The following is a 23,561-nucleotide window of genomic DNA, read 5'->3' as shown; positions in this document are numbered from 1 at the left end:
GGAGATTAGCGATGCGTATTTTGCATACCGGAGACTGGCATCTGGGACGCACGCTCGAAGGCCGGAGCAGGCTTGCCGAGCAGGAGCGCTTTCTGGATGAGCGATTCCGTAAATCCGCCTGCGGCAGCAGAGCAGTTGTTCTACGATGCGGCCGCCAGGCTTACGGAGGGGGGGCGCCCCATGGTGGTCATTGCAGGCAACCACGATCAACCGGAACGGGTTGCATCGGTCACGCCGCTTGTTGCAACCAGAGGCATAACGCTGATCGGGACACCTGTTGCCGATGCGGTTACGGTTGCAGCGGCACGTACCGGAGAAACGGCCAAGATTGCGGCACTCCCTTATCCGTCGGAGGCCAGGCTCAATGAGCTGCTTTCGATCGATGGAGATGAGGATCAGCTCCGCCGTGCCTATAGCGAGAGAGTCGGACAACTGATGAGGAAGATGGCGAGGGATTTTTCTCCGCAGACGGTCAATCTGGCCATGAGCCATATCTATGTGCTTGGCGGCGTCGAGAGCGATTCCGAGCGACCGATTCAGGTCGGTGGAGCGTACACGGTTGACCCGTTGGCACTTTCTGTAGGTGCATCCTACACGGCCCTTGGCCACCTGCATCGTTCTCAGGCAGTAAAAGGGGAGGGGATCATCCGCTACAGCGGTTCACCGCTGGCCTATAGCTTCTCGGAAGCGGGACAGGCCAAATCGGTGACCCTGGTTGACGTATCGCCAGGAGGAGCCCCCGTGATCGAGGAGCTGTTTATTAGCAGCGGCCGCCCGCTTGTGCGCTGGAAGGCCAAAGGCGGCCTGGAAGAAGTGTATCGGTGGCTGGATGAGGGGCGTGATCCTGAAGCATTCATAGATCTGGAGGTATCCCTAACGGAGGCCATGGGGCTTGCCGACATTCAGCGACTTCGAAAGAGCAGGGACGGCATTGTTCACATTCGTCCGGTTTACCCGGAGATGGAGGCGCTGGAGCTGGAGAGTGAGCGCTCCCGGCTGCCGCTGCCGGACCTGTTCCGAAAGTTCTACCAGCGGCAAACCGGCGGGGCGGAGCCCGAGGATCATCTGGTCGATTTGTTTCTGGAGCTTGTAGAGGAAGAGGAGCCTGACGGGACGGAGGTGAAGTCGTAGATGAAACCGATCTTGTTGAAATTATCCGGACTGCAGAGTTATCGAGAACCGCAGGAGATTGATTTTGAGACGTTGTGCGAAACCGGACTCTTCGGTATTTTCGGACCGACGGGAAGCGGGAAATCCACACTGCTGGATGCTATTACTCTAGCCATGTACGGAAAGGTGGAGCGTGCGGTTAACGGAACCCAGGGCATCATGAACCATTCGGAGGACAGCTTGTCCGTCTCTTTTACGTTTGAGTTGTCCTCCGCTGCCGGACTGGAGCGATACCGGGTAGAGCGCCGATTCAAACGGGTCAATGAGCTCTCCATCAGCAATACGGTGAGTCGGTTTATCCAAGTTACCCCCGATGGGGATCAGGTGATGGCGGATAAACTGGCCGAAGTCACCCGCTGCGTAGAAGAGAAAATCGGACTTAAAATGGATGATTTCACCCGTGCAGTCGTTCTTCCTCAAGGTAAGTTTGCTGAATTCCTCTCCCTGAAGGGGAGTGAGCGTCGGCAGATGCTTCAGCGGCTGTTTCATTTGGAACGGTACGGAGACCAGCTTGCGATCAAGCTCAGCCGCCGCGTGAAGGATACAGAGGGTTCGCTGAAATCCGTCGAAGCTGAACAGCAAGGGCTGGGCAGTGCAGGCAAAGAAGCTCTGGCGGAAGCGACTACGGTGCTGGAAGAAGCCAAGAAACACGCGGCGTCATCACGGAATCTTCTCCAGGCCGCCATCGAAGCCCATGAAGCTATGGGGAAAATCCGTGAGTTGGATATGGAAAAACGGCGGCTCCAAGGGAAGCTGGATGAACTTGCCCTTCATGAGGAAGAGATGAAGCAGTTGGAACGACGGCTTGAGCTGACAGGGGCGGCAGCCGCAGTTCTTCCTGCGCTGGAAGCTTGGCGCGAATCCGGCAAGGTCTGGGATCATCGGAGGCAGATTGCCGAAGGACTCACCGCGCAAGCCGCATCCGCTCAGAACGCGGCCGAGCAAGCCGTCAAGGCGGATGAAGCTGCCCAGGCAGCTCTTCGGGCCGAGGAGCCGAAGCTGGTGCTTCGGGAGCAGCAGCTGGAGCAGGCTGTTTTATTGCAGCGGGAACGTGATGGATTACGCGAAGAACTGATTAGGCTGGATGCACAGCGAGTGGACGCACGCAAAGAGCTTGATGGAGTAACTGCCCAACTGCAGAAGGAGCAGGTGCTGCTCGAACGGGGGCAAAAGCGGCAGGAGGAGCTGCAGACCAAGCTGAAAGGGCTTGAGATCCGCTCTGGTGAGCGTCAAGCGCTTCATATGGCGATGCAGAAGGTCCAAGCCCTTGAGTCGGCCGGCAGACGGAAGCAAAAGGCTGAGCTCGAGTTAAAATCGCAGGAGAGCAAGCTGAAGGAGCAAGAAGCAAGCCTTATTGCCCTGCAGAAGCAGGAGCAAGAATTGCAGCGGCACTACATACAGCTCTCCGTGCAAGCTGACAGCTTGCAGCGTGATGCAGCCGAAGCCTCGTCGTTTGCCGACCGGATGGCGGCCGCGGCAGCTCAGGTAAACCAGGCGATGAGCGACTCGCTTCGCAACAAGCAGCTTCATGCGCTGTCCCTTTCGCTCGCCGCCGAGCTTCGGGAAGGAGCTCCTTGTCCGGTTTGCGGAAGTGAACATCATCCTCATCCTGCTGCCTCATCAGGGCACCCTGAAGATCATCTTGATGAGACCCTGAATCAGCTGGCACAGATCACTCATCAGATCCAGGAGGCCAGATTAATCCTGCGGGGGCAGCTTAACGAAGCGGAGGCGCTGGCAAGCCAAACGCGTTCGCAGATTGAGCCGTATGCAGATGACGAGCTGCTTGCCGTCAAACTAGCCGGGCAGGAGCAACAAGGATGGATGGAGGCAGCAGTGTCAACGATACCAGCCGCTGATCAACAGTACGATGTAGAAAAGCTGGCTTCAGACACGGCATGGCTCATAAAAGCAGCCGAAACCCAGGCTGCAGCCATCGGGCAATGCCGTACGGAAGCCTCCAAGGTACAGCAGAGCCTCTTCACATGCCAGCAGGAGCTTATGAAACAGAGCGCTGCGCTTGAGAATGGTCAAATGACTTGGAACCAACTTCGGGATCAGCTGGCAGGACTGGAAGCTGAAGCTGAAGGCATTTTAACCTCCTGGCAGGAAGTCAAGCCGGACTTTTCTCTGGAGGAGGCAGCCGTCCGTTTTCAGCTCATGCAAGAGAAGGATGCGGAAGCCGAGTCCATAAAGGAAGGGCTGGAGCGCAGCGTTCCATTTATTGAGGAGAAGAAGCAGGCCGTCCTTCGCTTGGAGCAGCAGCTTCGTGAGCTGGAGAAGCAGCTGATTCAATGGGATGCTCAGCGTGAGGGAAAGGCGGATGGACTGAAGGATAAGGAAGAGCGTCTCCGGGCATGGATCGGCGACCGGTCGGCTGAAGAGCTGCTCGGAGAATGCCGGTCCAGAATGACCCTGCTGAAGGAAGCTGCTGAACAAGCCAGAAGCGAGTGCAGGAAGGCAGAAGAAAAGGCTCAGCATGCAGCCAAGGAAGCGGCTCTTGCAGAACAGGCTGAGAGATCTGCGCAGGAGCAGCACCAAGCTGCCAAGCTTGCCTGGGAGAACCAGCTGGCAGCCTCACCGTTCGCTACGGAGCTTGCCGTCCTGGAAGCCTGTCTAAGTGCGGAAGAAAGTGAACGATGCGCACAGTTAGTGAAAGCCCATCGGGAAGGACAGCGGGAATGGACGCTGAGGCTTCGCGACGTCGAGCAGAAGCTTGGTGCGAGCCCTTTTCATGAAGAGGAGTGGCAACGGTGCACAGCCGAGCTTCAGGCGGCCCGTACAGCCGATGAGGAGGCCCTTCAGGCGAGAGCCCGAGCCGAGCGTGACTTGGAGGACCTGAACAAACGTCACATCCGGTTTATGGAATTGGAAGAGCAGCGTCTTAACCTTCAACGAGAGAGCGAGCGCTTGTCCAAATTGCAGTCCTGCTTGCGTGGAAACGCATTTGTTGAATATATTGCGGAAGAACAGCTGATGCAGGTGAGTCAGTCGGCTTCCCAGCGTCTTCGTTATTTAACCAAGCAGCGCTATTCGCTTGAGGTGGATTCCGGTGGAGGCTTCGTCATTCGGGACGATGCCAACGGCGGCGTCCGGCGTCCGGTATCCACGTTATCGGGCGGCGAGACATTTCTGACCTCATTGGCCTTGGCTTTGGCACTCTCGGCACAGATTCAGCTGCGCGGGCAATATCCGCTGCAGTTCTTTTTCCTCGACGAAGGGTTCGGCACGCTGGATCCGGAGCTGCTGGAAACGGTCATCACCGCGCTTGAGCGGCTCCATACCGATAAGCTGACCGTTGGCATCATCAGTCATGTGCCCGAGCTTCGGGCGCGTCTGCCGCGGAAGCTGGTCGTACGGCCGGCGGAGCAAGCGGGAGCCGGATCGCAGCTTGCGATCGAATCAATGTAGCACGGTTGATGTGATCTAAATCACGGAAACAGCTACATGGCGCTGTTATAGTACAGATAAGCCGACATAGTTAAGAAGCACCGGGCAGGCGCTTGATCATGAGAGATTCCAATCTTTTCCCTTGCTCTCGTGATGAAGCGCCTCCTTACTGGACAGCTGCGTTCCAGTGGTGCTTCTCTTTTTTTGTGTATGCCTTAATGTCATCTCATTGGACGCACTGCCTAATTTCTTATATGATAAAAGCATGTAAACGTATGAAAGGGGTAACCGTGATGGATTGTCTTTTTTGTAAAATCGTAGAGGGGGAGCTTCCTTCCACGAAAGTACTCGAGAATGATAAGGTGCTTGTATTTCAAAACATTAACCCGGAGGCGCCGGTTCATGTTCTGATTATTCCCAAGAAGCATATCGCATCCATGAACGATATTCAGGATGAAGATTTGCTGCTGATTGGCGAGATGCACAAAGCGGCGAAAGAAGCCGCTGCCAAGCTGGGCATTGCGGAGAGCGGTTATCGGTTAATTAACAACTGCGGACCTGATGGGGAACAATCGGTGTTTCATGTGCACTATCATCTGATGGGCGGTCGCCGTTTAGGCGCTTTAACAGGCATTTCGCCCGCGCATACATAACATCAGGCCAATGAAGAAATAGATCAGCCTCGCAGCGGAACGTCGCTGCGGGGTTGTTCCAATTCCTGAGACTATTGTAAAATAGACGCCTAAGGTTGACACCTTATTTCCGTTTGCCCTATAATGAAGTTTGATGAACCGTGTTAATGCTCTTGGACGGTCTGGTCGGAGGGAGGGAAAACTGGTGTCTGAAACTAAAGTTCGCAAAAACGAGACAATTGATGCTGCACTTCGTCGCTTCAAGCGTTCCATTGCTAAAGATGGCGTATTGGCTGAAGTGAAGAAACGCAAGCATTATGAAAAGCCAAGCGTAAAGCGCAAGAAAAAGTCCGAGGCTGCTCGTAAGAGAAAGTTTTAGGAGGATCTGAACTAGCATGAATCTTAGCGAACGATTGAACGAAGATATGAAGCAAGCGATGAAGAGTAAGGACAAGTTCAAACTCTCAACGATTCGAATGGTTCGTTCGACGATAAAAAATCTTGAAATAGATTTGAAACGAAGTTTGGATGACAACGAAGTGCTTGATATTTTTAGTCGTGAAATCAAACAGCGCAAAGATGCCCTCCAAGAATTTGAAAAAGCGGGACGCGACGATCTTGCCGCCGATGCAAAAGCAGAAATTGAGCTCCTAAGCGCCTACCTCCCGGAACAGCTTACTGAAGAAGAAATTAAAGTCATTGTACAGCAGACCATCCAGGAAACCGGTGCTTCTTCAAAAGCCGAGATGGGTAAAGTAATGAGCGCTCTCATGCCGAAAGTTAAAGGGCGTGCAGATGGAAAGCTTGTCAATCAAGTTGTTCAACAATTTCTGTAACAACATAAGTGAAACACCCCTTGTTTTCTCAAGGGGTGTTTTTTCTTTTTATCCGGGGGATGTATTCATGAACCGCCTCTTTGCGATGGTTTTTTCTAAGGATGGGCATACTTTTTGAAACGAAATCGTTTCTGATTCGTAGTAACTACCATATGAGGGCAGATAGATACATATGCTTATGCAAAAGGCAGGTCGCTGAACCCGTTTTGTCGAAGTATAGGGGTACAGATGGCTTAATACGTCGAAAAGGAGGGGAACAGATGAGCAGACCGTTATGGATCCGCAAATTCCTGACATTCACGGCAGCCGTCGTTATGATGCTGATATCGATCGGTATGTATGTAGGTCCGATGAAATCCGCGGTGGCTGCTAACATCGGATCGGTGTATGTCATTCCGGTCAAGCAGCAGATCGAGCGCGGCTTAACCAGCTTCATGGAGCGTGGATTTAAGGAAGCCGAGAAGATGGGGGCCGGACTGATCATCCTGGAAATTGATACGCCGGGAGGCCTGGTCGACCAAGCGGGTAAAATTGCATCCTTGATGAAGGCCAGCGATATTCCGATTGTGGCTTACATCACGGGTGATGCCGCATCTGCTGGGAGTTACATTGCGCTGAACGCAGACAAGATTGCCATGGCGGAAGGCACCATGATTGGCGCGGCTTATATGGTGGATGCCAGGGGGAATCCGATCGAGGATGCCAAGATGGTTTCCTGGTGGAAAACAAGCATGGCGAGTGCCGCTGAAGCTTCAGGTCGAAATCCGGAGATTGCCAAGGGGATGGCTGATCTCAAGATGAAGATTGATCTACCTGACATCGGATTGACAAAGCAACCCGGGGAGATCATATCGTTGACGCATGATGAAGCGCTGAAGACGGGTTATGCGGATACGATTGCGAACAGCACAGAAGAAGTCATCACGTGGATGGACTACTCCACGCAGGACATATTTCGGATGGAGCAGACCTTCTCAGAGAAGCTGGCTACCTTCCTCACGCATCCCGGTGTCATGGCGCTCCTGCTCTTCATCGGTATTGCAGGTGTCATTATCGAAGTGATAGTTCCGGGTTTTGGTGTGCCGGGAATTCTAGGGGTGACCGCATTTGTGCTGTATTTCTTCGGTAACCAGGTCGCAGGATTTGCCGGTTGGGAGAACTGGCTGCTGTTTGTGATCGGTATCGTGATGCTGGCGATGGAGCTGTTTGTGCCAAGCTTCGGGATACTGGGCATCATAGGATCAGCCAGCTTGATTGCCGGCGTTGTTATGGCGGCCTACAGCACGTCTCATGTGGCTCTGTCCCTAGGTATTGGGGCGGCTTGTGCTCTGGTGGCTATCATCGTGGTCGCTCTCGTATTTAAGGAACGGGGAATATGGCGGAAGTTCATACTCAGTGACAGCTTATCGAAGGAGCAGGGGTATGTTCCGAATGAAGACCGGGATGTACTTATCGGTCTGGTCGGCACATCGATCACGCCGCTGCGACCGGCTGGAACGATGGAGCTTGAGGGACGACGCCTTGATGTAGTTACCCTTGGAGGTTTTATCGATTCCGGTCGTCCGGTCCGTGTCATCAAGACGGACGGCACCAGAATTGTCGTAGAGGAAGAAAAAGGGTGAACCTCGTCACAGAATTGTGTAGTATTAAAAGGGCTAATGTTTAAGCGTTCAAGTGAGAAGCGTAAATATTTTAAAAATGGAGGGTGAAGTAAATATGGATGGTTCTTTGATACCAGTACTACTAATCGGGGTTGTCGCGATCATTGTGCTAAGCGTGTTTTTCAGTTTCTTTCCGTTAATGCTCTGGATCTCGGCGATCGCTTCCGGCGTTCGCATCGGGATTATTACGTTGGTGGCCATGCGACTGCGGCGCGTAACGCCGAGCCGGATCGTGAATCCGCTCATCAAGGCGACAAAAGCAGGTCTAGGCCTGAATATTAACCAACTCGAGAGTCACTATCTCGCTGGCGGTAACGTTGACCGGGTGGTTAATGCCTTGATTGCAGCCCAGCGTGCGAATATTCCGCTCGAATTCGAAAGAGCTGCTGCGATTGACCTGGCAGGACGCGATGTTCTGCAGGCTGTTCAGATGAGCGTTAACCCGCGTGTTATCGAGACACCGGTTGTAGCAGCTGTTGCTAGAGACGGTATTGAAGTGAAGGTTAAGGCTCGTGTTACCGTTCGTGCCAACATTGACCGTTTGGTCGGGGGTGCTGGCGAAGAGACGATTATTGCTCGTGTCGGCGAAGGGATCGTAACGACGGTAGGTTCCAGTAATTCGCATAAAGATGTTCTTGAAAATCCGGATCTGATTTCGAGAACGGTTTTGTCCAAGGGACTCGACGCGGGAACAGCATTTGAAATTCTGTCCATCGATATCGCGGACGTGGATGTAGGCAAAAACATCGGCGCGTACTTGCAGACCGAACAGGCGGAAGCCGATAAGCGTATTGCCCAGGCGAAGGCGGAAGAACGCCGCGCGATGGCGGTAGCCCAAGAGCAAGAGATGAAGGCTCGCGTCGTAGAGATGAGAGCACGCGTTGTGGAATCGGAATCCCAAGTTCCGCTGGCTATGGCTGAAGCGCTTCGCAGCGGCCAATTGGGCGTGATGGATTATATGAACCTGAAGAATATCGAAGCCGACACGCAGATGAGGGGTTCCTTCGGTAAGATGGGTGAGAATAATGACAATTCCGGAGACAACAAAACCAAGTAACGATGAGGTGAGCCTATAGTGAGCTGGTTAATCGAAAATTTTTACATTGTAGCTGTTATAGGCTTCTTCATCATCTCCGCCCTCGGAAGACGCGGGAAGAACCCTGAGGAGGGGAAGAATCCCCGTATGCCGTCCTTCGGCGGCGAAGGGGACCGTCCTGCAAGACCGGGGCAGCAGCGGCCTGAAGCAAGACGGGTACAGACGACTCCGCAAGTCTCCCGTCCGGCACCTGTTCAGGAAAGCACCCGGATCGAGCGGATGGATGAAGAAGAAATGGATACCGGCAACGGATACTCTCTTGAACATCAAGAGATTGACCGAGCCAGACGTGAGGAAGAGATGAGGTCTCGACCTGACAGCATAGATCATAGACTCGAGATGATGGAGAAGGATTTGAACCGAATTCACTCGAATTTGAACCGGATGACCATCGCATTACCTGAAACGGTTGTCGAAAGCCGGGATGAAGATCATGAACAGTCCAGGGGCAGTGGATCGTTTCTTGCAGAGCAAGCTCGAAACGGCATTGTTTGGGCCGAAATTCTGGGAACTCCGCGTGCCAAGCGCCCCATGAATCCTCGTCGTTAATTTGGCGGTTTCTTAAGGGACATTCGACCCGATTACTTGAATAAGATATGCGTAAAAATACAATTCATAGATTCATAGAAGCGGGAGACCGCCTTGTCGGATTTTTTTGACGGGGCGGTCTTTTTACTTTTGATCTCATAAAACGGCTTTCTGGGGCATAAGGTGTACAGTACAGGAAGGGGGAAAGTCTCCATATGTCCCGCATCAGCCGCAAGCTGCAGAAATGGACCCAAGAAATGCTTGATTTGCCACAGGACCTGTTATTTGATTTGCCGCGGTTGACCCTGATTGGCAATAAAGAGCTGCATATCGAAAATCATCGCGGAGTCCGGCATTTTTCCGAGGAACGACTTGTGTTGTCTTTAACGCAGGGGTCTTTGGAGATTTCGGGGACCGGACTTGCGATTCAGGCTATTCAAAGCCATGAAGTGACCATCATTGGCACCATTCATCATATTCAATACATAGGAACGGGGGAGAAACCGTGAAAATTCCGACGATGATCCATCTTCGAGGATATGTGAAGCTCGCTGTTCGCGGTGAGCATGTGGAAGCATTCATCAATTCATTGGCGGAGGCGGGGATTCCGGTTTGGGATGTAACACCGACAGGGGCCTACTCAGCAGAGCTTAAGCTGCTGCTGAAGGATTTCAAAGGGCTCCGTCCACTGTTAAAACGGACAGGCTGCCGTACGCGGATCAAGGGGCGTTACGGATACCCCTTCAAAGCCCGCCGCGTGTTGAAACGCAAAGCGTTTGTTATCGGCGTTGTTGCGTTTTTTATGATCCTGCTCACGCTTTCCTCGATGGTGTGGAACGTGGAAGTCGAGGGGAATGAAACGATCGCTTCGGAGGATGTGCTTGATGCGGCCAAGTTGGAAGGCATTTATCCGTTTCAATGGATATTCAAGCTGCAATCGATGGACAAGCTGTCCGGGAATATGACCGCCCGCCTCCCGGGGACTTCATGGGTAGGGGTGGAACGCAACGGGACGCGCGCATTCGCATACAGATCGTAGAGGCGGCCGTACCGGAGAAACCGCCGCTCCAGAGTCCGAGGCATCTAATCAGTACGCAGGACGCTGTGATCACCCATATTTACGCCGAGAAGGGGGTCCCTAAAGTAGGGATTAACAGCCGGGTGAAGAAAGGCGACATTCTGATTTCCGGTGTCCTTGGGGACGAGGAAAATTCGGAACGAATTGTAGCCAAAGGGGAAGTGAAAGGCCTTGTATGGCATGAATACGATATCGAAATCCCATTGGTGAAGACCCATAAGGTGTATACGGGGGAAGGAAAGAAGCGTTCGTATATCGTATTTGGCGATCGGGCCGTCCAGCTGTGGGGATACGGGGATATTCCGTTTTCGCAGCAGGAGACCTTGACCTTCTATGATCCGCTTACGTGGAGGACGCGCGTGCTTCCGCTGGGCTGGATGACGGAAAAAATCATGGAGGTTACCGAGGTGCAGCGGACCATAAGCGAGGATGAAGCGAAAAAAGAGGGAATCGAGGGGGCACGCCGGGATATTTTGGCGAAATATGGGACCGATTCGAGATTTGTAAGCCAAAAAATTTTGCATGATAAGAAAGAGAATGGTAAAGTTTATATGAAAGTGCTTTTTGAGGTGGAAGAGACCATCGCGAAAGAACTTCCCATAGTATACGATCAAGGAGAATGAGGCTATTTGTCACAGCAAACGACCAGCATTCAAATTTTACTTCAAAGCGCGTCAGAAGGTCTGTCATTATTCGGACCACAAGATACATTTCTGAAATTAATCGAAAAAGAAATTCCTGCGACGATAGATTCACGGGAAGCGGTCATCACGATTCGTGGGCAACATCGAAATGTGGAGAGTCTTCAGCAGCTGTTTGAAGTGCTGCTCCAGCTTGTGCGCAACGGCTACATTTTGACCGAACGTGATATCCTTTATGCTGTAGAACTCGCCAAGGATCTGAGAGCTGATCAATTGCTGGATCTGTACAAGGGCGAAATCACGACAACCTTCAAGGGCAAGCCTATTCGTGTAAAAACCATCGGTCAGAAGCACTATGTGACCACCATCAAAAAGCGGGATGTTGTATTCGGTATCGGTCCTGCCGGAACAGGGAAAACCTACTTGGCCGTCGTTCTGGCTGTTGCCGCGCTGAAGGAAGGATCCGTCAAACGGATCATTCTGACAAGGCCGGCAGTAGAGGCCGGAGAGAGTCTAGGCTTCCTGCCGGGTGATCTGCAGGAGAAGGTTGATCCTTACCTCAGACCGCTGTACGATGCCTTATACGATGTTATGGGCCCGGATCAAACGGCCAAGGCGCTGGAGCGTGGGTTGATTGAAATTGCGCCGCTTGCTTACATGCGCGGGCGGACGCTGGATGATTCATTTATTATTTTGGACGAAGCACAGAACACCACGCCGGAACAGATGAAGATGTTTCTGACACGGCTTGGATTCGGCTCGAAGATGGTCATTACAGGGGACGTGACCCAGATTGACCTGCCGCGGGGCAAGAAATCAGGACTTATCGAAGCTAAAACGATATTAAGCGGTATTGAGGAAGTCGGATTCGTCTATTTTGCCGAACAGGATGTTGTACGTCACTCTTTAGTACAAAAAATTATCGTCGCTTATGATAAAGCAGCAGAAAACCAAGATTAAAGGGGATTGTCGCAATGGCCTCCAAAGAACCATCGACGGACAAGTCCATATGGGGTAAAAACAGCGGATGGAAATATAGCGTGGCAACACGCTATATTCTGTTTTTGCTGCTTGCGTTGCTATTTTATATCAGTCTAGCATCCAAGCTTTTGCCGGAACGCTATGACATCCAGGTTAATACGAAAAGCGAAAAAAACATTGTGTCTCCCGTGCAAATTGAGGACAGCAAGGCAACGCTTCAGGCGCAGGAGCAAAAGGCGGAAGCCGTTCAACCCGTTTACTCCTATATCCCTCTTCGGAGTGATGTTCTGGTTTCCCAGATTCTGGACAGAATTGAACAGCTTAATCAGGATGTAGACGTATCTACTCAGGAAAAAATCGGTATTTACCGAGTTGAAATTCCGCAGAGAGCAGAGCAATTTGTACGAAATTACCTGTCTGCAAACAGTACAAACGAAGCATATTCCCCGGAACTGCTGGAAGAAATGCGTCAAGCCATTGAGGAACAAACCTATCAGATTCCAGAGGAAACTTTTATTAAGATACCGCGATTGAATTTGGAGGATATTCCTCAAATGAAATCAACCGCTCGTGATATCGTTTCCAGGCTGATCTTGAATGAAATGGTAGATGCGCAAACGGGTAGAGCACGGGTTCCAGAGATGGTAAGTACAAGCAACCTGGATGATCGTACAGCCAGGGAAGTCGTTCAAGAATTGGCTCGTTTAGCTATTACGCCTAATAAGTTTTTGGACGAGGTGGCGACGAAGGAAGCCAAGGTTGCAGCCCGTGAAGAAGCAGACCCTGTCTATATTAAACAAGGGGATATCCTCGTGGCGAAGGGTCAGCTTATCACGCCGGAGCTGTACGAGCTGCTTGGTAAAAATGGCCTGCTGAAGGACGATATTAATTACTGGCCGGAGCTGGGAGTTCTTCTCCTGTCTGTCCTGCTGTCGCTGGGCATACTGACTTTCATAAGACAGTCGGAACCTGGCAAATTTAAATACAACAACTCGCAGCTGTTAATGCTGGTCCTGGTGTATGTGATCACGCTGATTCCGATGCATTTGACCGCATTTCTGCAAAGCGATTCCCAGATGTATGTTGGATATCTTGCGCCTGTTGCGATTGGCGCGATTCTGGTTACCCTGCTGCTGGAAACCTCGCTGGCCTATTTCAGCGTCATCATTTTCAGCATCATGGCAAGTGTCATATTGAATGTCCAGGGCGAATTGTTTGACTTCAAATTCGGGTTATTCGCAGCCGTGACTTCCTGCGTGGCGATCTTCTCGATTCACCGCGCGAGCCAGCGGTCGACGATGCTGAAGGGCGGCATTATGGCTTCTCTATTTGGCGCATTGATCGTGTTTATCATGCTGCTGCTAAATAACGATACGTGGACCACGAGTGAAACGCTGTATTCGATCGGTTTTGCGATCGCGGGCGGATTGCTGACGGCCATCCTGGTCATCGGATTAATGCCGTTCTTCGAAGTCACCTTCGGTATTCTGTCGGCACTGAAGCTGGTTGAATTATCGAACCCGAACCATCCGCTGCTCCGTAAACTGTTGACGGAGACGCCGGGCACTTATCATCACAGTGTCATGGTCGGAAACTTGTCCGAAGCGGCGGCGGAAGCGATTGGCGCCAACGGACTGCTGTGCCGCGTCGGATCCTACTATCATGATATTGGAAAAACCAAGCGTCCGATCTATTTTATCGAGAATCAGAACAATATGGAGAACCCGCATGACTCCATTGAACCGAAGCTGAGCAAATCCATTATCGTTGCACACGCAAGGGATGGCGTGGAAATGCTCAAGGAGTACAAGCTGCCTAAACCGATACGAGATATCGCAGAGCAGCATCATGGCACAACGTTTTTACACTATTTTTATCATAAAGCGGTTCGCCAGGCGGAGGAGCAGAGCATAGAACTGGATTTCACCGAAGATGATTTCCGTTATCCAGGGCCGAAGGCTCAATCCAAGGAATCCGCGATTGTCGGCATAGCCGACAGCGTGGAAGCGGCTGTTCGTTCATTGCGTAAACCGACGGTGGAACAGGTTGAATCGATGATCGAGAAGATCATCAAAGGCCGCCTGGATGACCACCAGTTTAATGATTGCGATTTAACGATGAAGGAACTGGACATTAAAGGAAACGGTGATGGGGATTTTCCATTCCCGGATCGAGTATCCTGAGGATGTGAAGCGTCCCAAGCCGACAGCGCCAAATGGTGATAACCCGACCGCTTCCGAGACATCGGCAACGAGTGAGGAACAGAGAAGGAGCGTATAAGAATGAGCCTGCAGCTGGCATGGAATAATGAACAAGAGGATTTTCAGATTAGCGAGGATTTGATCGCCTTGCTTGAAGTGATTCTTCAGAAGGCCGGAGAGGCTGAAGGCGTTACCGACGGCGAGGTTGATCTGACTTTCGTCGATGATAAACAGATCCATGAATTGAACCGGGAGTACCGGGGAATCGATCGTCCGACCGACGTCCTCTCCTTTGCGATGAATGAGCTTACGAACGATGAGCTCGAGATCATTTATGAGCTTGAAGAAGGAGAAGAACTGGAGAGCGTGCCGGATGTTCTGGGTGATATCATTATCTCGGTCCCTCGGGCGAAGCTGCAAAGCGAAGAATACGGTCATTCCTTGGAACGGGAACTCGGTTTTCTGTTTGTTCACGGATTTCTGCATTTGCTCGGATATGATCATCAGGATGAGGCGAGCGAAGCGGAAATGATGGGCAAGCAGGAGGCTGTACTTGCAGAAGTAGGATTGACAAGATAGTGAAGCCGCACAGACAATCGTTATACAGGGCATTTGGGTGCGCGATCCGCGGCATCTTGACGGCTGTACAAACGGAACGCAATATGAAAATCCACATTGCTGCTGCCTTGATTGTATTCATCGCAGCAGCTTTGCTGCAATTGGACCGAATGAGCTGGTTGTTTTTGGTATTGGCGATTGCCCTCGTATTTATCGCGGAGCTGGTGAATACTGCGGTAGAGGCCATTATCGATCTGATCTCGCCAGAAGAACATGTTTTAGCTCGGGTGGCTAAGGACACAGCAGCCGGTGCAGCGTTAGTTGCAGCGGTGTTTGCCGTCGTAATTGGCATTCTGGTCTTCTATGAACCGGTATGGGAATGGATACAATCAATGACAAGTTGAACATTAGGAGGAACTGGATATGGATGCAGGATTGTTAATGCAGGAAGCGATTAAAGCACGTACGCGGGCTTACATACCCTATTCAACATTTGGTGTAGGGGCGGCTCTGCTCGATTCGCGCGGAGAGGTACATCTTGGGTGTAATGTTGAGAATGCCGCATACGGTCCTACCAATTGCGCTGAACGCACGGCATTGTTCCGTGCGATTGCCGATGGTCATGAAGCAGGGAGCTTCCAGGCGATTGCCATCGTTGCTGATACAGATGGCCCGTGCACGCCGTGTGGGGTATGCCGGCAAGTGCTGGTGGAGCTGTGTAAACCCGATATGAAGGTGATCATGGGGAATATGAAGGGTGACATCAAGGAAACGACCGTCAGTGAACTGCTGCCGGGCGCGTTTGGTCCTTGGGATTTAAACAAACAGTAAGTTTGCAATTGAACAGGATCGAACCAAGGTTTCAGAAACAACATGTAGATACAGGACAGTAGCGGAGGAATGGTATGCAAAAAAAACAATTTAAGTCCGGGTTTGTGGCTATTATCGGTAGACCGAATGTAGGGAAATCAACGCTGATGAACCAGGTGATCGGTCAAAAGATTGCCATCATGTCGGACAAACCGCAAACAACAAGAAATAAAATTCATGGCGTTTATACGACCAACGAATCCCAAGTGGTTTTTCTGGATACACCGGGCATTCATAAACGTCAATCCAAGCTTGGGGATTACATGAACCAGACCGCTTTAAGCACGCTGGGTGAGGTTGAAGCCGCGTTGTTTCTGGTAGACGCTTCCGAGGGCATCGGCGGGGGAGACCGTTACATCGCCGAGCAGCTGCAGAAGATCAAGACTCCGATCATCCTGGTCATGAACAAAATCGATAAGATTGAGCCGCCCGCTCTGCTCCCACTGATTGAGCAGTATCGGAAGCTGCATGATTTTGCAGAGATCGTCCCGATTTCCGCCAAGCTCGGCAACAATGTCGACACGCTTCTTGAACAAATTCAGAAGTACTTGCCTCCAGGCCCGCAGTATTATCCTGAAGACCAAGTGACGGATCATCCGGAGCAGTTCGTGTGCGCAGAGCTGATTCGCGAGAAAATTTTGCACATGACAAGAGAGGAAGTTCCTCACTCCATTGCGGTTACGATTGAGGATATGCGGGTGGAGGAGAACGGAACCGTATATATTTCAGCCGTGATTTTTGTGGAACGCGACTCCCAAAAGGGTATCATTATCGGCAAGCAGGGTGCTCTGTTAAAAGAGGTTGGCAGACAAGCCCGTCAGGACATTCAAAGACTGCTTGGGTCCAAGATTTTCTTGGAGCTCTGGGTTAAAGTTAAAAAAGATTGGCGTAACCAAGAACGCGTTCTTCGCGATCTCGGATTTCACCGTGGGGAATAATAGAGCCGCTGTGCAAATTCGAGGCAAATCATACACGGCAGCCGCCTGCCAACAATTGCATTTCATAAATCTGCTCTAGGCGCACATCCTAATTTTCGTAGATGCGAAACGCCATTTCCGAAGAGAGGATGAATACGAATGCGAGATTTTTCGTGGAAGTATTTTGCGATGACTGGAGATGTCGATGCGTATTTGCTGTATAAGGAAACCGAGGGTGAGTCGGTTCTTACAGCTGCATCCGTTGAAGATGAGGCGGCCCCGCATGAAGAAGACGAGTAATCATTGGTTGTTCCAGGAATGGTTGGGGGAAAGCGCATGCTATATCGGGCGGAAGGGATCGTCATCCGCAGCATGGACTACGGCGAAGGGAACAAAATCATTACACTTTGCACCAAAGAATCGGGCAAGGTAGGCGTGCTGGTCAGAGGAGCCAAGAAGGTGAAAAGCCGTCATGCTGCTCTGACGCAGCTGTTTACTTATGGAGAATATGTGTTCTTCCGGAATGGTACCGGGCTCGGCAATTTGAACGCCGGTGAGATTATGGAATCTCACCACGGGCTCAGGGAGGATCTTATCAAAGCCGCCTATGCTTCTTATGCCTGCGAGCTCTTGGATCGGGTGCTGCAGGATGAGGAGACGGGCGCTTTTTGGTTTCATCAGCTCAAAGCCTGCCTGGAAGCCCTTCAGGAGGATAAGGATCCCCAAATTATCATCAATCTGTATGAGATGAAAATTTTGCAAGCGGCAGGGTACGGGCCGGAGCTGGATGTTTGCATTTCATGCAATCAATCCAGAAAAGACGAGGATATGCTGGTGAGTCCCCGCCTTGGCGGCGTCCTGTGCCGTTACTGCAAACATCTGGATCCGCCGGCAATGGCGATCTCGCCCAGAACGCTGAAGCTGCTGCGCCTGTTTGGACGGCTGGATTTAAGACGGTTGGGCAATGTGGATGTGAAGGACGAAACGAAGGCCGAGCTCAAAAAGGTTATGCGAGCTTTGATGGATATGCAGCTTGGGCTGCGTTTGAAATCGCAAAATTTTTTGGATCAAATGGACAAGTATGATATTTGACGTAAGATATAGAATGAGGTATTATATTTATCAGTTTATTAGTTTTTTGAATACTGACATGCATTGAACGGGAAAGTAGTGAATAGTCGATCCGTGAAAGCGAGCCGGGGGTGGTGGAAGCCTGGTAGGAGATATTCATGAACAGGGCACCCGGGAGCATGATGAAACGATAAAGTGGGCTTTGCTGATCGCTGAAGACTAAGATTATGTCTGCGACGCAGCAGGGCCAAGTAGGGTGGAACCGCGGGAAGCTACAGCTCTCGTCCCTATGTCTGTACAACAGGCGTAGGGCGAGAGCTTTTTGTTGTACAGAGAATCGATAGGCATGGTGGAATGAATTTGAAAAAGAATGTAAAGGAGCTAAAAATCATGAATTTCCAGCAGATGATTTTGACGCTGCAGCAATTTTGGGCGGAACAGAATTGTATCATCGTGCAGCCGTACGACACGGAAAAGGGTGCAGGTACAATGAATCCGATGACGTATTTGCGTTCGATCGGACCCGAGCCCTGGAATGTGGCTTATGTGGAGCCTTCCCGTCGCCCGGCTGACGGCCGTTATGGAGAGAATCCGAACCGTCTGTATCAGCATCACCAATTTCAGGTCATTTTGAAACCTTCACCGGACAATATTCAAGAGCTGTATTTGGAGAGCTTGAAGCGTCTTGGCATCAATCCGCTCGATCATGACATCCGTTTTGTTGAGGACAATTGGGAAGCGCCGACGCTTGGTGCATGGGGCCTTGGCTGGGAAGTTTGGCTGGATGGTATGGAAATTACGCAGTTTACGTACTTCCAGCAGGTTGGCGGCATCGACGCAAGTCCAGTCGCTGTAGAGATTACCTATGGTATGGAGCGTCTTGCATCCTATATCCAGGATAAAGAGAATGTGTTTGATCTGGAGTGGGTAGACGGCATCACCTATGGAGACGTATTCCATCAGCCGGAATTCGAGCATTCGAAGTACACTTTTGAAGTGTCCGACGTTAAAATGCTGTTTACGCTGTTTAACATGTATGAAGAAGAAGCGAATAAAGCGATGAACCAAAATTTGGTATTTCCGGCGTACGACTATGTTCTAAAATGCTCCCACACGTTTAACCTGCTGGATGCCAGAGGCGCGATCAGCGTAACGGAGAGAACGGGATACATTATGCGCGTGCGAAACCTGGCTCGTCAGGTTGCAGCCACGTATTTGGAAGAGCGCGAGAAGCTGGGCTTCCCGCTGATTAAGAAAGGGGGCGCAGACCATGTCTAAGGATTTATTGTTTGAAATCGGTCTGGAAGAAGTCCCGGCGAGATTTCTGCGCGCCGCGATGGAACAGCTTCAGGACAAATTGGTCAAATGGCTGGATGCTTCCAGAATCGGGCATGGAGAAGTAACGGCATATGCTACGCCGCGCCGCTTGGCGGTATGGGTACAGAACGTTGCGGATAAACAAGAAGACGTCAGCGAGGAAGTGAAGGGGCCTTCCCGCAAGATCGCGTTGGATGATAGCGGACAGTGGAGCAAGGCAGCGCTTGGTTTTGCAAAAAGCCAGGGCGTTGATCCCGAGAGTTTTACGTTTAAGGAGCTCGGCGGGGTAGAGTATATCTATGTGACGAAAAACAGTGTCGGGGTGGATACGAAGTCGATCCTGCCTGAAGGACTACTTGGCATTTTGACTTCGATGACCTTCCCGAAAAATATGCGCTGGGGCGCGCACGAATTTAAATTCGTTCGTCCGATTAAGTGGATGGTCGCTCTGCTCGGCAGTGAGACCATAGATCTGGAAATTACGGGCGTGAAAGCTGGGAACGTGACCCGTGGACATCGTTTCCTTGGCGGAGAGGCCGTTATTCCTGAGGCATCGGCTTATCGCGACGTATTGCGCGAGCAGCATGTCATCGTGGACGTGAATGAACGCCAAGAGATGATTGTGTCGCAGATCCAGGCATTGGCCCAAGAGAAAGATTGGAATATCGCCATCAAGGATGATTTGCTTGAAGAGGTATTATTCCTTGTAGAGACGCCAACCGTGCTGTACGGATCATTCGACTCCTCATTCCTCCATATTCCGCAGGAAGTATTGATTACTTCCATGCGTGAGCACCAGCGGTATTTCCCTGTGCTGGATAAGCAAGGACAATTGCTTCCGTTCTTTGTCACGGTGCGCAGCGGGGACAGCCGTTCCCTGGACGTTATCGCTAGAGGAAATGAGAAGGTGCTGCGAGCCCGTTTGTCGGACGCGAAATTCTTCTATGAGGAAGATCAGAAGCTTCAGATCAAAGACGCCCTATCGAAGCTGGAGAGCATCGAGTCGTGCGGCCGATATTTGCAAATTCGATCTGGTGACCCAGATGGTTTACGAATTCCCTGAACTGCAGGGTGTAATGGGTGAGGATTACGCAAGAAAAGCCGGTGAGAAGGAGCAGGTGGCCAAAGCGGTGTTTGAGCATTACCAGCCTCGCTTCGCCGGTGACGCGGTGCCTTCCACCTCGGTCGGATCCATCGTGAGCATTGCGGATAAAATCGACACGATCGTGGGCTGCTTCTCCATCGGCATCATTCCGACAGGCTCCCAGGACCCTTACGCGCTGCGCCGTCAGGCGGCGGGCATCGTTCAGATTATCCTGGAGCACAAACTCCCGGTAACGTTATCGGATGTCTTCGGTGTGGCCCTGGAGGTTCACGAGAACATTCGCGTATTGAAACGCTCGACGGACGAAATCCGTAAGGACCTTAAAGAATTCTTCGGACTTCGCGTGAAGAAGCTTCTGTCCGAAGATCAGCGTTATGATGTGGTGGATGCCGTAATTACCGCAGGATTTGATCATGTGGTGTCGGTTGTATCCCGCGGTCATGCGCTGATGGATGCTGTCGATCATGTCCAAGACTTCAAAACGACGGTAGAATCCTTCAACCGGGTTAGCAATTTGGCTGCCAAGGCCGGCAAGGCTGCTGTCAATCCTGAATTGTTTACGGAAACGGAAGAAGGCAAGCTGTACGAAGCTTGGAACGCGATTCGCGACGATTATCATGCTGCGCTGCAAGCTGCTGACGGCGAACGTTCATTGTCCTTGCTGGGTGGACTCAAAGAACCGATTACCGGATTCTTCGACTCCGTAATGGTCATGGCAGAGGATGAAGCGGTTCGGGCCAATCGTCTCGCACTGCTCTCCGGTATCGATGGAGATTTGAAGCGATACGCCGATTTCACGAAATTGGTGTGGTAGTAGTGACAGCATGATTTTACTAATGGTATAATGCATTGTTCAGTGAAAGCGACAGCCCGCGGTTATGCACGGGATGGCGCTTTCGCTATGAACGGCCTGAATCAAGCAAGTGCTGGGTCATTGTTTATTTGAAGAGATAAGAAGGTATAAGCTTCAGAGGCTTACCATCCTTATCTCGCAAGAAAAACTTCCGCTATACGCGGTCTGTCTTCTGTGAAAGTACGACGATAGACGTTTTTCTTAGAAGAAGGATTTTAATCTGCCAAAGACGTATATAATAATATACAGCGTAAAGATGAATCCAAGATTAACGATAAGAGCCGGTGATGCGAATGAACGAAAGCAACTCCATTTCGATTGTGGTTGACGGTGATGCATGTCCAGTCAAGAAGGAAATCGCAGAGACAGCTCGTACATTTCGTGTGCCGGTACTGCTTGTTTCTTCCTATGATCATCTGCAGCAGGCAGAAGAAGGGGTTACGACGGTCCAGGTGGATCGGAGTGATCAAAGTGCGGACCTATACATCGCTAACCACATATCCAGGGGGGATATCGTGGTAACGCAGGATTATGGACTGGCTGCACTTGCGCTTGCCAAATCATGCCATGTGATATCCTTTCGTGGTCGTATTTTCCATAATGCGGATATCGATTTCATGCTGGATTCCCGTCACCATCTGGCTAAGGCGAGGAAGCAAGGAAAGTATGGCAAAGGGCCCAAAAAGCTGCTTGACGAAGACCGGAGTTTTTTTCAACATAAACTGACAAAACTTTTGCATGAATTGCAGGAGAATGTCCACCCGTAGCGAATACTATTTACGTGCCAAAAGAGATGAAGGTGGTTTGGATGAGTACCGGACAAGGTAATATTCCGGATGATGTCATTGAGGAAGTACTGGCCAAGAGCGATATTGTGGACACGGTCAGCAAATACGTGCATCTTACCAAACAGGGGAAATACCTGAAGGGCTTGTGCCCGTTTCACTCAGAGAAGACTCCTTCCTTTACGGTTACACCGGAACGCCAAATCTTTTACTGCTATGGTTGCGGTAAGGGCGGAAACGCCATTAAATTTAGAATGGAAATCGAAGGATTTTCTTTTCCCGAAGCCGTAAAGACAATGGCAGAAGAGAATGATATCTCGTTGCCGGAAGGTCAAGGAGTTCCCGTAATTCCTCGTAATCCGGAAAAAGAACGTTTGCTTGAAGCCTATGAGCTTAGCGCCAAGCTGTACCATTTCCTGCTTAAGAACACGGAGCATGGTACGGAAGCCATGAAGTATTTACGATCCCGCGGAATGAGCGACAAAATGATTGACCAGTTCCAAATCGGTTATGCTCCTGATCGTTGGGACACGCTTGTACAATTCCTGACGAAGCGATCCTTTGACTTGAAAGAGATGGAAAAGGGCGGTTTATTATCCGCAAGAAATGAACAGGAAGGCTATCTCGACCGTTTTCGCGGACGCATCATGTTTCCGATACATGACCGCAGCGGCAAGGTCATCGCGTTTGCTGGCAGAATACTGGGGGACGGTCAACCGAAGTACCTGAATTCCCCGGAGACACTTCTATTTAATAAGAGCCGCACACTGTACAACCTGCACCAGGCCAAAACATCCATACGCAAATTGCGTCAAGTTCTGTTATTCGAAGGTTACGGCGATGTGATTTCGTCATGGGAAGCAGGACTACAGAATGGTGTGGCAACCATGGGAACCTCTCTAACGGAAAACCAAGTGGCAATCATGAAATCGGTGGCTGAAGAAGTTGTTGTTGTCTATGACGGTGATAAAGCCGGCATGGCTGCTGCGTTAAAAGTCATTCCAATGCTGGAAGGCGTTGGTCTCAGAGTACGAATCGCTTTGGTGAACGAAGGAATGGACCCGGATGATTATATCCGCAAATTCGGTGCCGAGCGTTTCAGGCATGTAGTAGAAACAGCTGTTTCAACAACAAAATTTAAACTTATATATCTGAAGAAAAACCATATACTGCTAGAAGAAGATGGTAAGATTGCGTACGCCAAAGAGGCATTGCCCATTATCGCCGTACTGAATTCCTCGACTGAACGAGAAGTTTACTTGAGGGAGTTGTCCTCCGAGCTTCATCTTTCCTACGAGAGTCTTAAGCAGGATTGCAATCTGCTTCGGCAATCGATGCAAAAAAAGATGGGCGATGGGGATAATAAGGAAAAAAGGTGGAATAATGGTAGGCATAAAAAAGGGCGCCAGCCCGCCCCGGTACTTCTGCCTGCTTACCATGCTGCAGAGCGGCGGCTGCTGTCGCTGATGCTGCAGGATGCGGAGGCCGCGCGATACGTTGGCGATCGCCTGGGAGAAGCGTTTAATATTGAGGATCATGCGGCAATTGCTGCTTATCTATATGCTTTTTACGCACAGGGTAAATCTCCGGATATCAGCCGTTTCATGTCATCGCTCCACGACGATCGTTTGGAAATGACGGTCAGCTCGATCATGATGATGGAAGCACCAGCCGAGTGGAATGTTCAAGTGCTCGATGATTGCATACGTGAGGTGCTGAAATTTCCGCAGCAGAGAGAGATCGACCAGAAAAAAGAAGAGATGATTAAAGCGGAGCGCTCAGGAGATTTTTTGCGAGCCGCACAAATTGCAAGTGAGATTATCGCCCTAGAAAGACAATGAGGCCCCGCGCATTGCTGTTTCTAGGGAGGA

18 protein-coding genes and 4 pseudogenes are annotated in these 23,561 nt (G+C 50.9%); all 22 read left to right on the top strand.

What is annotated here, in order from left to right:
• The first annotated feature begins 11 nt into the window (after positions 1 to 11).
• Positions 12 to 1,131: pseudogene (locus ACPV3A_RS21145) on the top strand (exonuclease SbcCD subunit D).
• On the top strand, positions 1,132 to 4,581 hold the full coding sequence (locus tag ACPV3A_RS21140) for an AAA family ATPase (protein ID WP_426200996.1): 3,450 nt from the start codon (positions 1,132 to 1,134) through the stop codon (positions 4,579 to 4,581). It abuts the pseudogene before it with no gap.
• 272 nt (positions 4,582 to 4,853) lie between these two features.
• On the top strand, positions 4,854 to 5,213 hold the full coding sequence (locus ACPV3A_RS21135) for a histidine triad nucleotide-binding protein (protein WP_071222932.1): 360 nt from the start codon (positions 4,854 to 4,856) through the stop codon (positions 5,211 to 5,213).
• A 184-nt stretch (positions 5,214 to 5,397) separates the two neighbouring features.
• Positions 5,398 to 5,571: a 30S ribosomal protein S21 gene (gene rpsU / locus ACPV3A_RS21130; protein WP_005547957.1), complete on the top strand. Its 174-nt coding sequence runs from the start codon at positions 5,398 to 5,400 to the stop codon at positions 5,569 to 5,571.
• Positions 5,572 to 5,587: 16 nt separating this feature from the next.
• The gene (locus tag ACPV3A_RS21125) at positions 5,588 to 6,028 is read left to right on the top strand and encodes a GatB/YqeY domain-containing protein (RefSeq protein ID WP_006209020.1); all 441 of its coding nucleotides are present in this window, start codon (positions 5,588 to 5,590) and stop codon (positions 6,026 to 6,028) included.
• A gap of 260 nt (positions 6,029 to 6,288) precedes the next feature.
• Entirely contained in the window at positions 6,289 to 7,650 is a 1,362-nt protein-coding gene (locus ACPV3A_RS21120; RefSeq protein WP_194541636.1) for an NfeD family protein, read from the top strand.
• Positions 7,651 to 7,744: 94 nt separating this feature from the next.
• Positions 7,745 to 8,746 carry a flotillin-like protein FloA gene (floA, locus tag ACPV3A_RS21115; protein ID WP_071222934.1) on the top strand — a complete coding sequence of 334 codons (1,002 nt, stop codon included), beginning with the start codon at positions 7,745 to 7,747 and terminating at the stop codon, positions 8,744 to 8,746.
• 18 nt (positions 8,747 to 8,764) lie between these two features.
• Positions 8,765 to 9,334, top strand: a complete 570-nt coding sequence (locus ACPV3A_RS21110; protein WP_194541637.1) for a hypothetical protein — start codon at positions 8,765 to 8,767, stop codon at positions 9,332 to 9,334.
• A gap of 194 nt (positions 9,335 to 9,528) precedes the next feature.
• The gene (gene yqfC, locus ACPV3A_RS21105; RefSeq protein WP_071222936.1) at positions 9,529 to 9,822 is read left to right on the top strand and encodes a sporulation protein YqfC; all 294 of its coding nucleotides are present in this window, start codon (positions 9,529 to 9,531) and stop codon (positions 9,820 to 9,822) included.
• Positions 9,819 to 11,014: pseudogene (gene yqfD / locus ACPV3A_RS21100) on the top strand (sporulation protein YqfD). Before yqfC ends, yqfD begins: the two are co-directional and overlap by 4 nt.
• A gap of 6 nt (positions 11,015 to 11,020) precedes the next feature.
• The gene (locus ACPV3A_RS21095) at positions 11,021 to 11,992 is read left to right on the top strand and encodes a PhoH family protein (protein WP_113060209.1); all 972 of its coding nucleotides are present in this window, start codon (positions 11,021 to 11,023) and stop codon (positions 11,990 to 11,992) included.
• Positions 11,993 to 12,006: 14 nt separating this feature from the next.
• Positions 12,007 to 14,293, top strand: a pseudogene (locus ACPV3A_RS21090) (HD family phosphohydrolase).
• 2 nt (positions 14,294 to 14,295) lie between these two features.
• Positions 14,296 to 14,793, top strand: a complete 498-nt coding sequence (gene ybeY / locus ACPV3A_RS21085) for an rRNA maturation RNase YbeY (RefSeq protein WP_426200987.1) — start codon at positions 14,296 to 14,298, stop codon at positions 14,791 to 14,793.
• Positions 14,793 to 15,176 (top strand): diacylglycerol kinase family protein, encoded by a 384-nt coding sequence (locus tag ACPV3A_RS21080; RefSeq protein WP_071222941.1) that lies wholly within the window; start codon positions 14,793 to 14,795, stop codon positions 15,174 to 15,176. The genes ybeY and ACPV3A_RS21080 overlap by 1 nt, the downstream gene beginning before the upstream one ends.
• A 19-nt stretch (positions 15,177 to 15,195) precedes the next feature.
• A complete protein-coding gene (cdd, locus tag ACPV3A_RS21075; RefSeq protein ID WP_071222942.1) occupies positions 15,196 to 15,603 on the top strand; it encodes a cytidine deaminase in 408 nt (135 codons plus the stop codon).
• A 74-nt stretch (positions 15,604 to 15,677) separates the two neighbouring features.
• A complete protein-coding gene (gene era / locus ACPV3A_RS21070) occupies positions 15,678 to 16,580 on the top strand; it encodes a GTPase Era (protein WP_071222943.1) in 903 nt (300 codons plus the stop codon).
• Positions 16,581 to 16,718: 138 nt separating this feature from the next.
• The gene (locus ACPV3A_RS21065; RefSeq protein ID WP_074961956.1) at positions 16,719 to 16,859 is read left to right on the top strand and encodes a YqzL family protein; all 141 of its coding nucleotides are present in this window, start codon (positions 16,719 to 16,721) and stop codon (positions 16,857 to 16,859) included.
• Between the two features lie 36 nt (positions 16,860 to 16,895).
• Complete coding sequence (gene recO, locus ACPV3A_RS21060; RefSeq protein WP_194541641.1) at positions 16,896 to 17,651, top strand: DNA repair protein RecO; 756 nt, start codon at positions 16,896 to 16,898, stop codon at positions 17,649 to 17,651.
• A 369-nt stretch (positions 17,652 to 18,020) separates the two neighbouring features.
• Positions 18,021 to 18,908, top strand: a complete 888-nt coding sequence (gene glyQ, locus ACPV3A_RS21055; protein ID WP_071223067.1) for a glycine--tRNA ligase subunit alpha — start codon at positions 18,021 to 18,023, stop codon at positions 18,906 to 18,908.
• A pseudogene (gene glyS, locus ACPV3A_RS21050) lies at positions 18,901 to 20,866 on the top strand (glycine--tRNA ligase subunit beta). The gene glyQ and the pseudogene glyS overlap by 8 nt, the downstream one beginning before the upstream one ends.
• A gap of 326 nt (positions 20,867 to 21,192) precedes the next feature.
• Positions 21,193 to 21,672 carry a YaiI/YqxD family protein gene (locus ACPV3A_RS21045; RefSeq protein WP_194545106.1) on the top strand — a complete coding sequence of 160 codons (480 nt, stop codon included), beginning with the start codon at positions 21,193 to 21,195 and terminating at the stop codon, positions 21,670 to 21,672.
• A 41-nt stretch (positions 21,673 to 21,713) separates the two neighbouring features.
• Complete coding sequence (dnaG, locus tag ACPV3A_RS21040; RefSeq protein WP_194541643.1) at positions 21,714 to 23,531, top strand: DNA primase; 1,818 nt, start codon at positions 21,714 to 21,716, stop codon at positions 23,529 to 23,531.
• Positions 23,532 to 23,561: the final 30 nt, after the last annotated feature.

Origin of the sequence: Paenibacillus sp. Dod16 (assembly GCF_049893405.1) — a bacterium.
In the GTDB taxonomy this organism is placed as follows: Bacteria; Bacillota; Bacilli; order Paenibacillales; family Paenibacillaceae; genus Paenibacillus_AQ.
This window is presented reverse-complemented; position numbering and strand designations above follow the sequence as displayed.

Bases quoted from the DNA above. Each gene is read 5' to 3' on its own strand.
- ACPV3A_RS21140 (WP_426200996.1), top strand. From the start codon at position 1,132: ATGAAACCGATCTTGTTGAAATTATCCGGACTGCAGAGTTATCGAGAA.
- ACPV3A_RS21135 (WP_071222932.1), top strand. From the start codon at position 4,854: ATGGATTGTCTTTTTTGTAAAATCGTAGAGGGGGAGCTTCCTTCCACG.
- ACPV3A_RS21125 (WP_006209020.1), top strand. From the start codon at position 5,588: ATGAATCTTAGCGAACGATTGAACGAAGATATGAAGCAAGCGATGAAG.
- ACPV3A_RS21120 (WP_194541636.1), top strand. From the start codon at position 6,289: ATGAGCAGACCGTTATGGATCCGCAAATTCCTGACATTCACGGCAGCC.
- floA (WP_071222934.1), top strand. From the start codon at position 7,745: ATGGATGGTTCTTTGATACCAGTACTACTAATCGGGGTTGTCGCGATC.
- yqfC (WP_071222936.1), top strand. From the start codon at position 9,529: ATGTCCCGCATCAGCCGCAAGCTGCAGAAATGGACCCAAGAAATGCTT.
- ybeY (WP_426200987.1), top strand. From the start codon at position 14,296: ATGAGCCTGCAGCTGGCATGGAATAATGAACAAGAGGATTTTCAGATT.
- cdd (WP_071222942.1), top strand. From the start codon at position 15,196: ATGGATGCAGGATTGTTAATGCAGGAAGCGATTAAAGCACGTACGCGG.
- era (WP_071222943.1), top strand. From the start codon at position 15,678: ATGCAAAAAAAACAATTTAAGTCCGGGTTTGTGGCTATTATCGGTAGA.
- ACPV3A_RS21065 (WP_074961956.1), top strand. From the start codon at position 16,719: ATGCGAGATTTTTCGTGGAAGTATTTTGCGATGACTGGAGATGTCGAT.
- recO (WP_194541641.1), top strand. From the start codon at position 16,896: ATGCTATATCGGGCGGAAGGGATCGTCATCCGCAGCATGGACTACGGC.
- glyQ (WP_071223067.1), top strand. From the start codon at position 18,021: ATGAATTTCCAGCAGATGATTTTGACGCTGCAGCAATTTTGGGCGGAA.
- ACPV3A_RS21045 (WP_194545106.1), top strand. From the start codon at position 21,193: ATGCGAATGAACGAAAGCAACTCCATTTCGATTGTGGTTGACGGTGAT.
- dnaG (WP_194541643.1), top strand. From the start codon at position 21,714: ATGAGTACCGGACAAGGTAATATTCCGGATGATGTCATTGAGGAAGTA.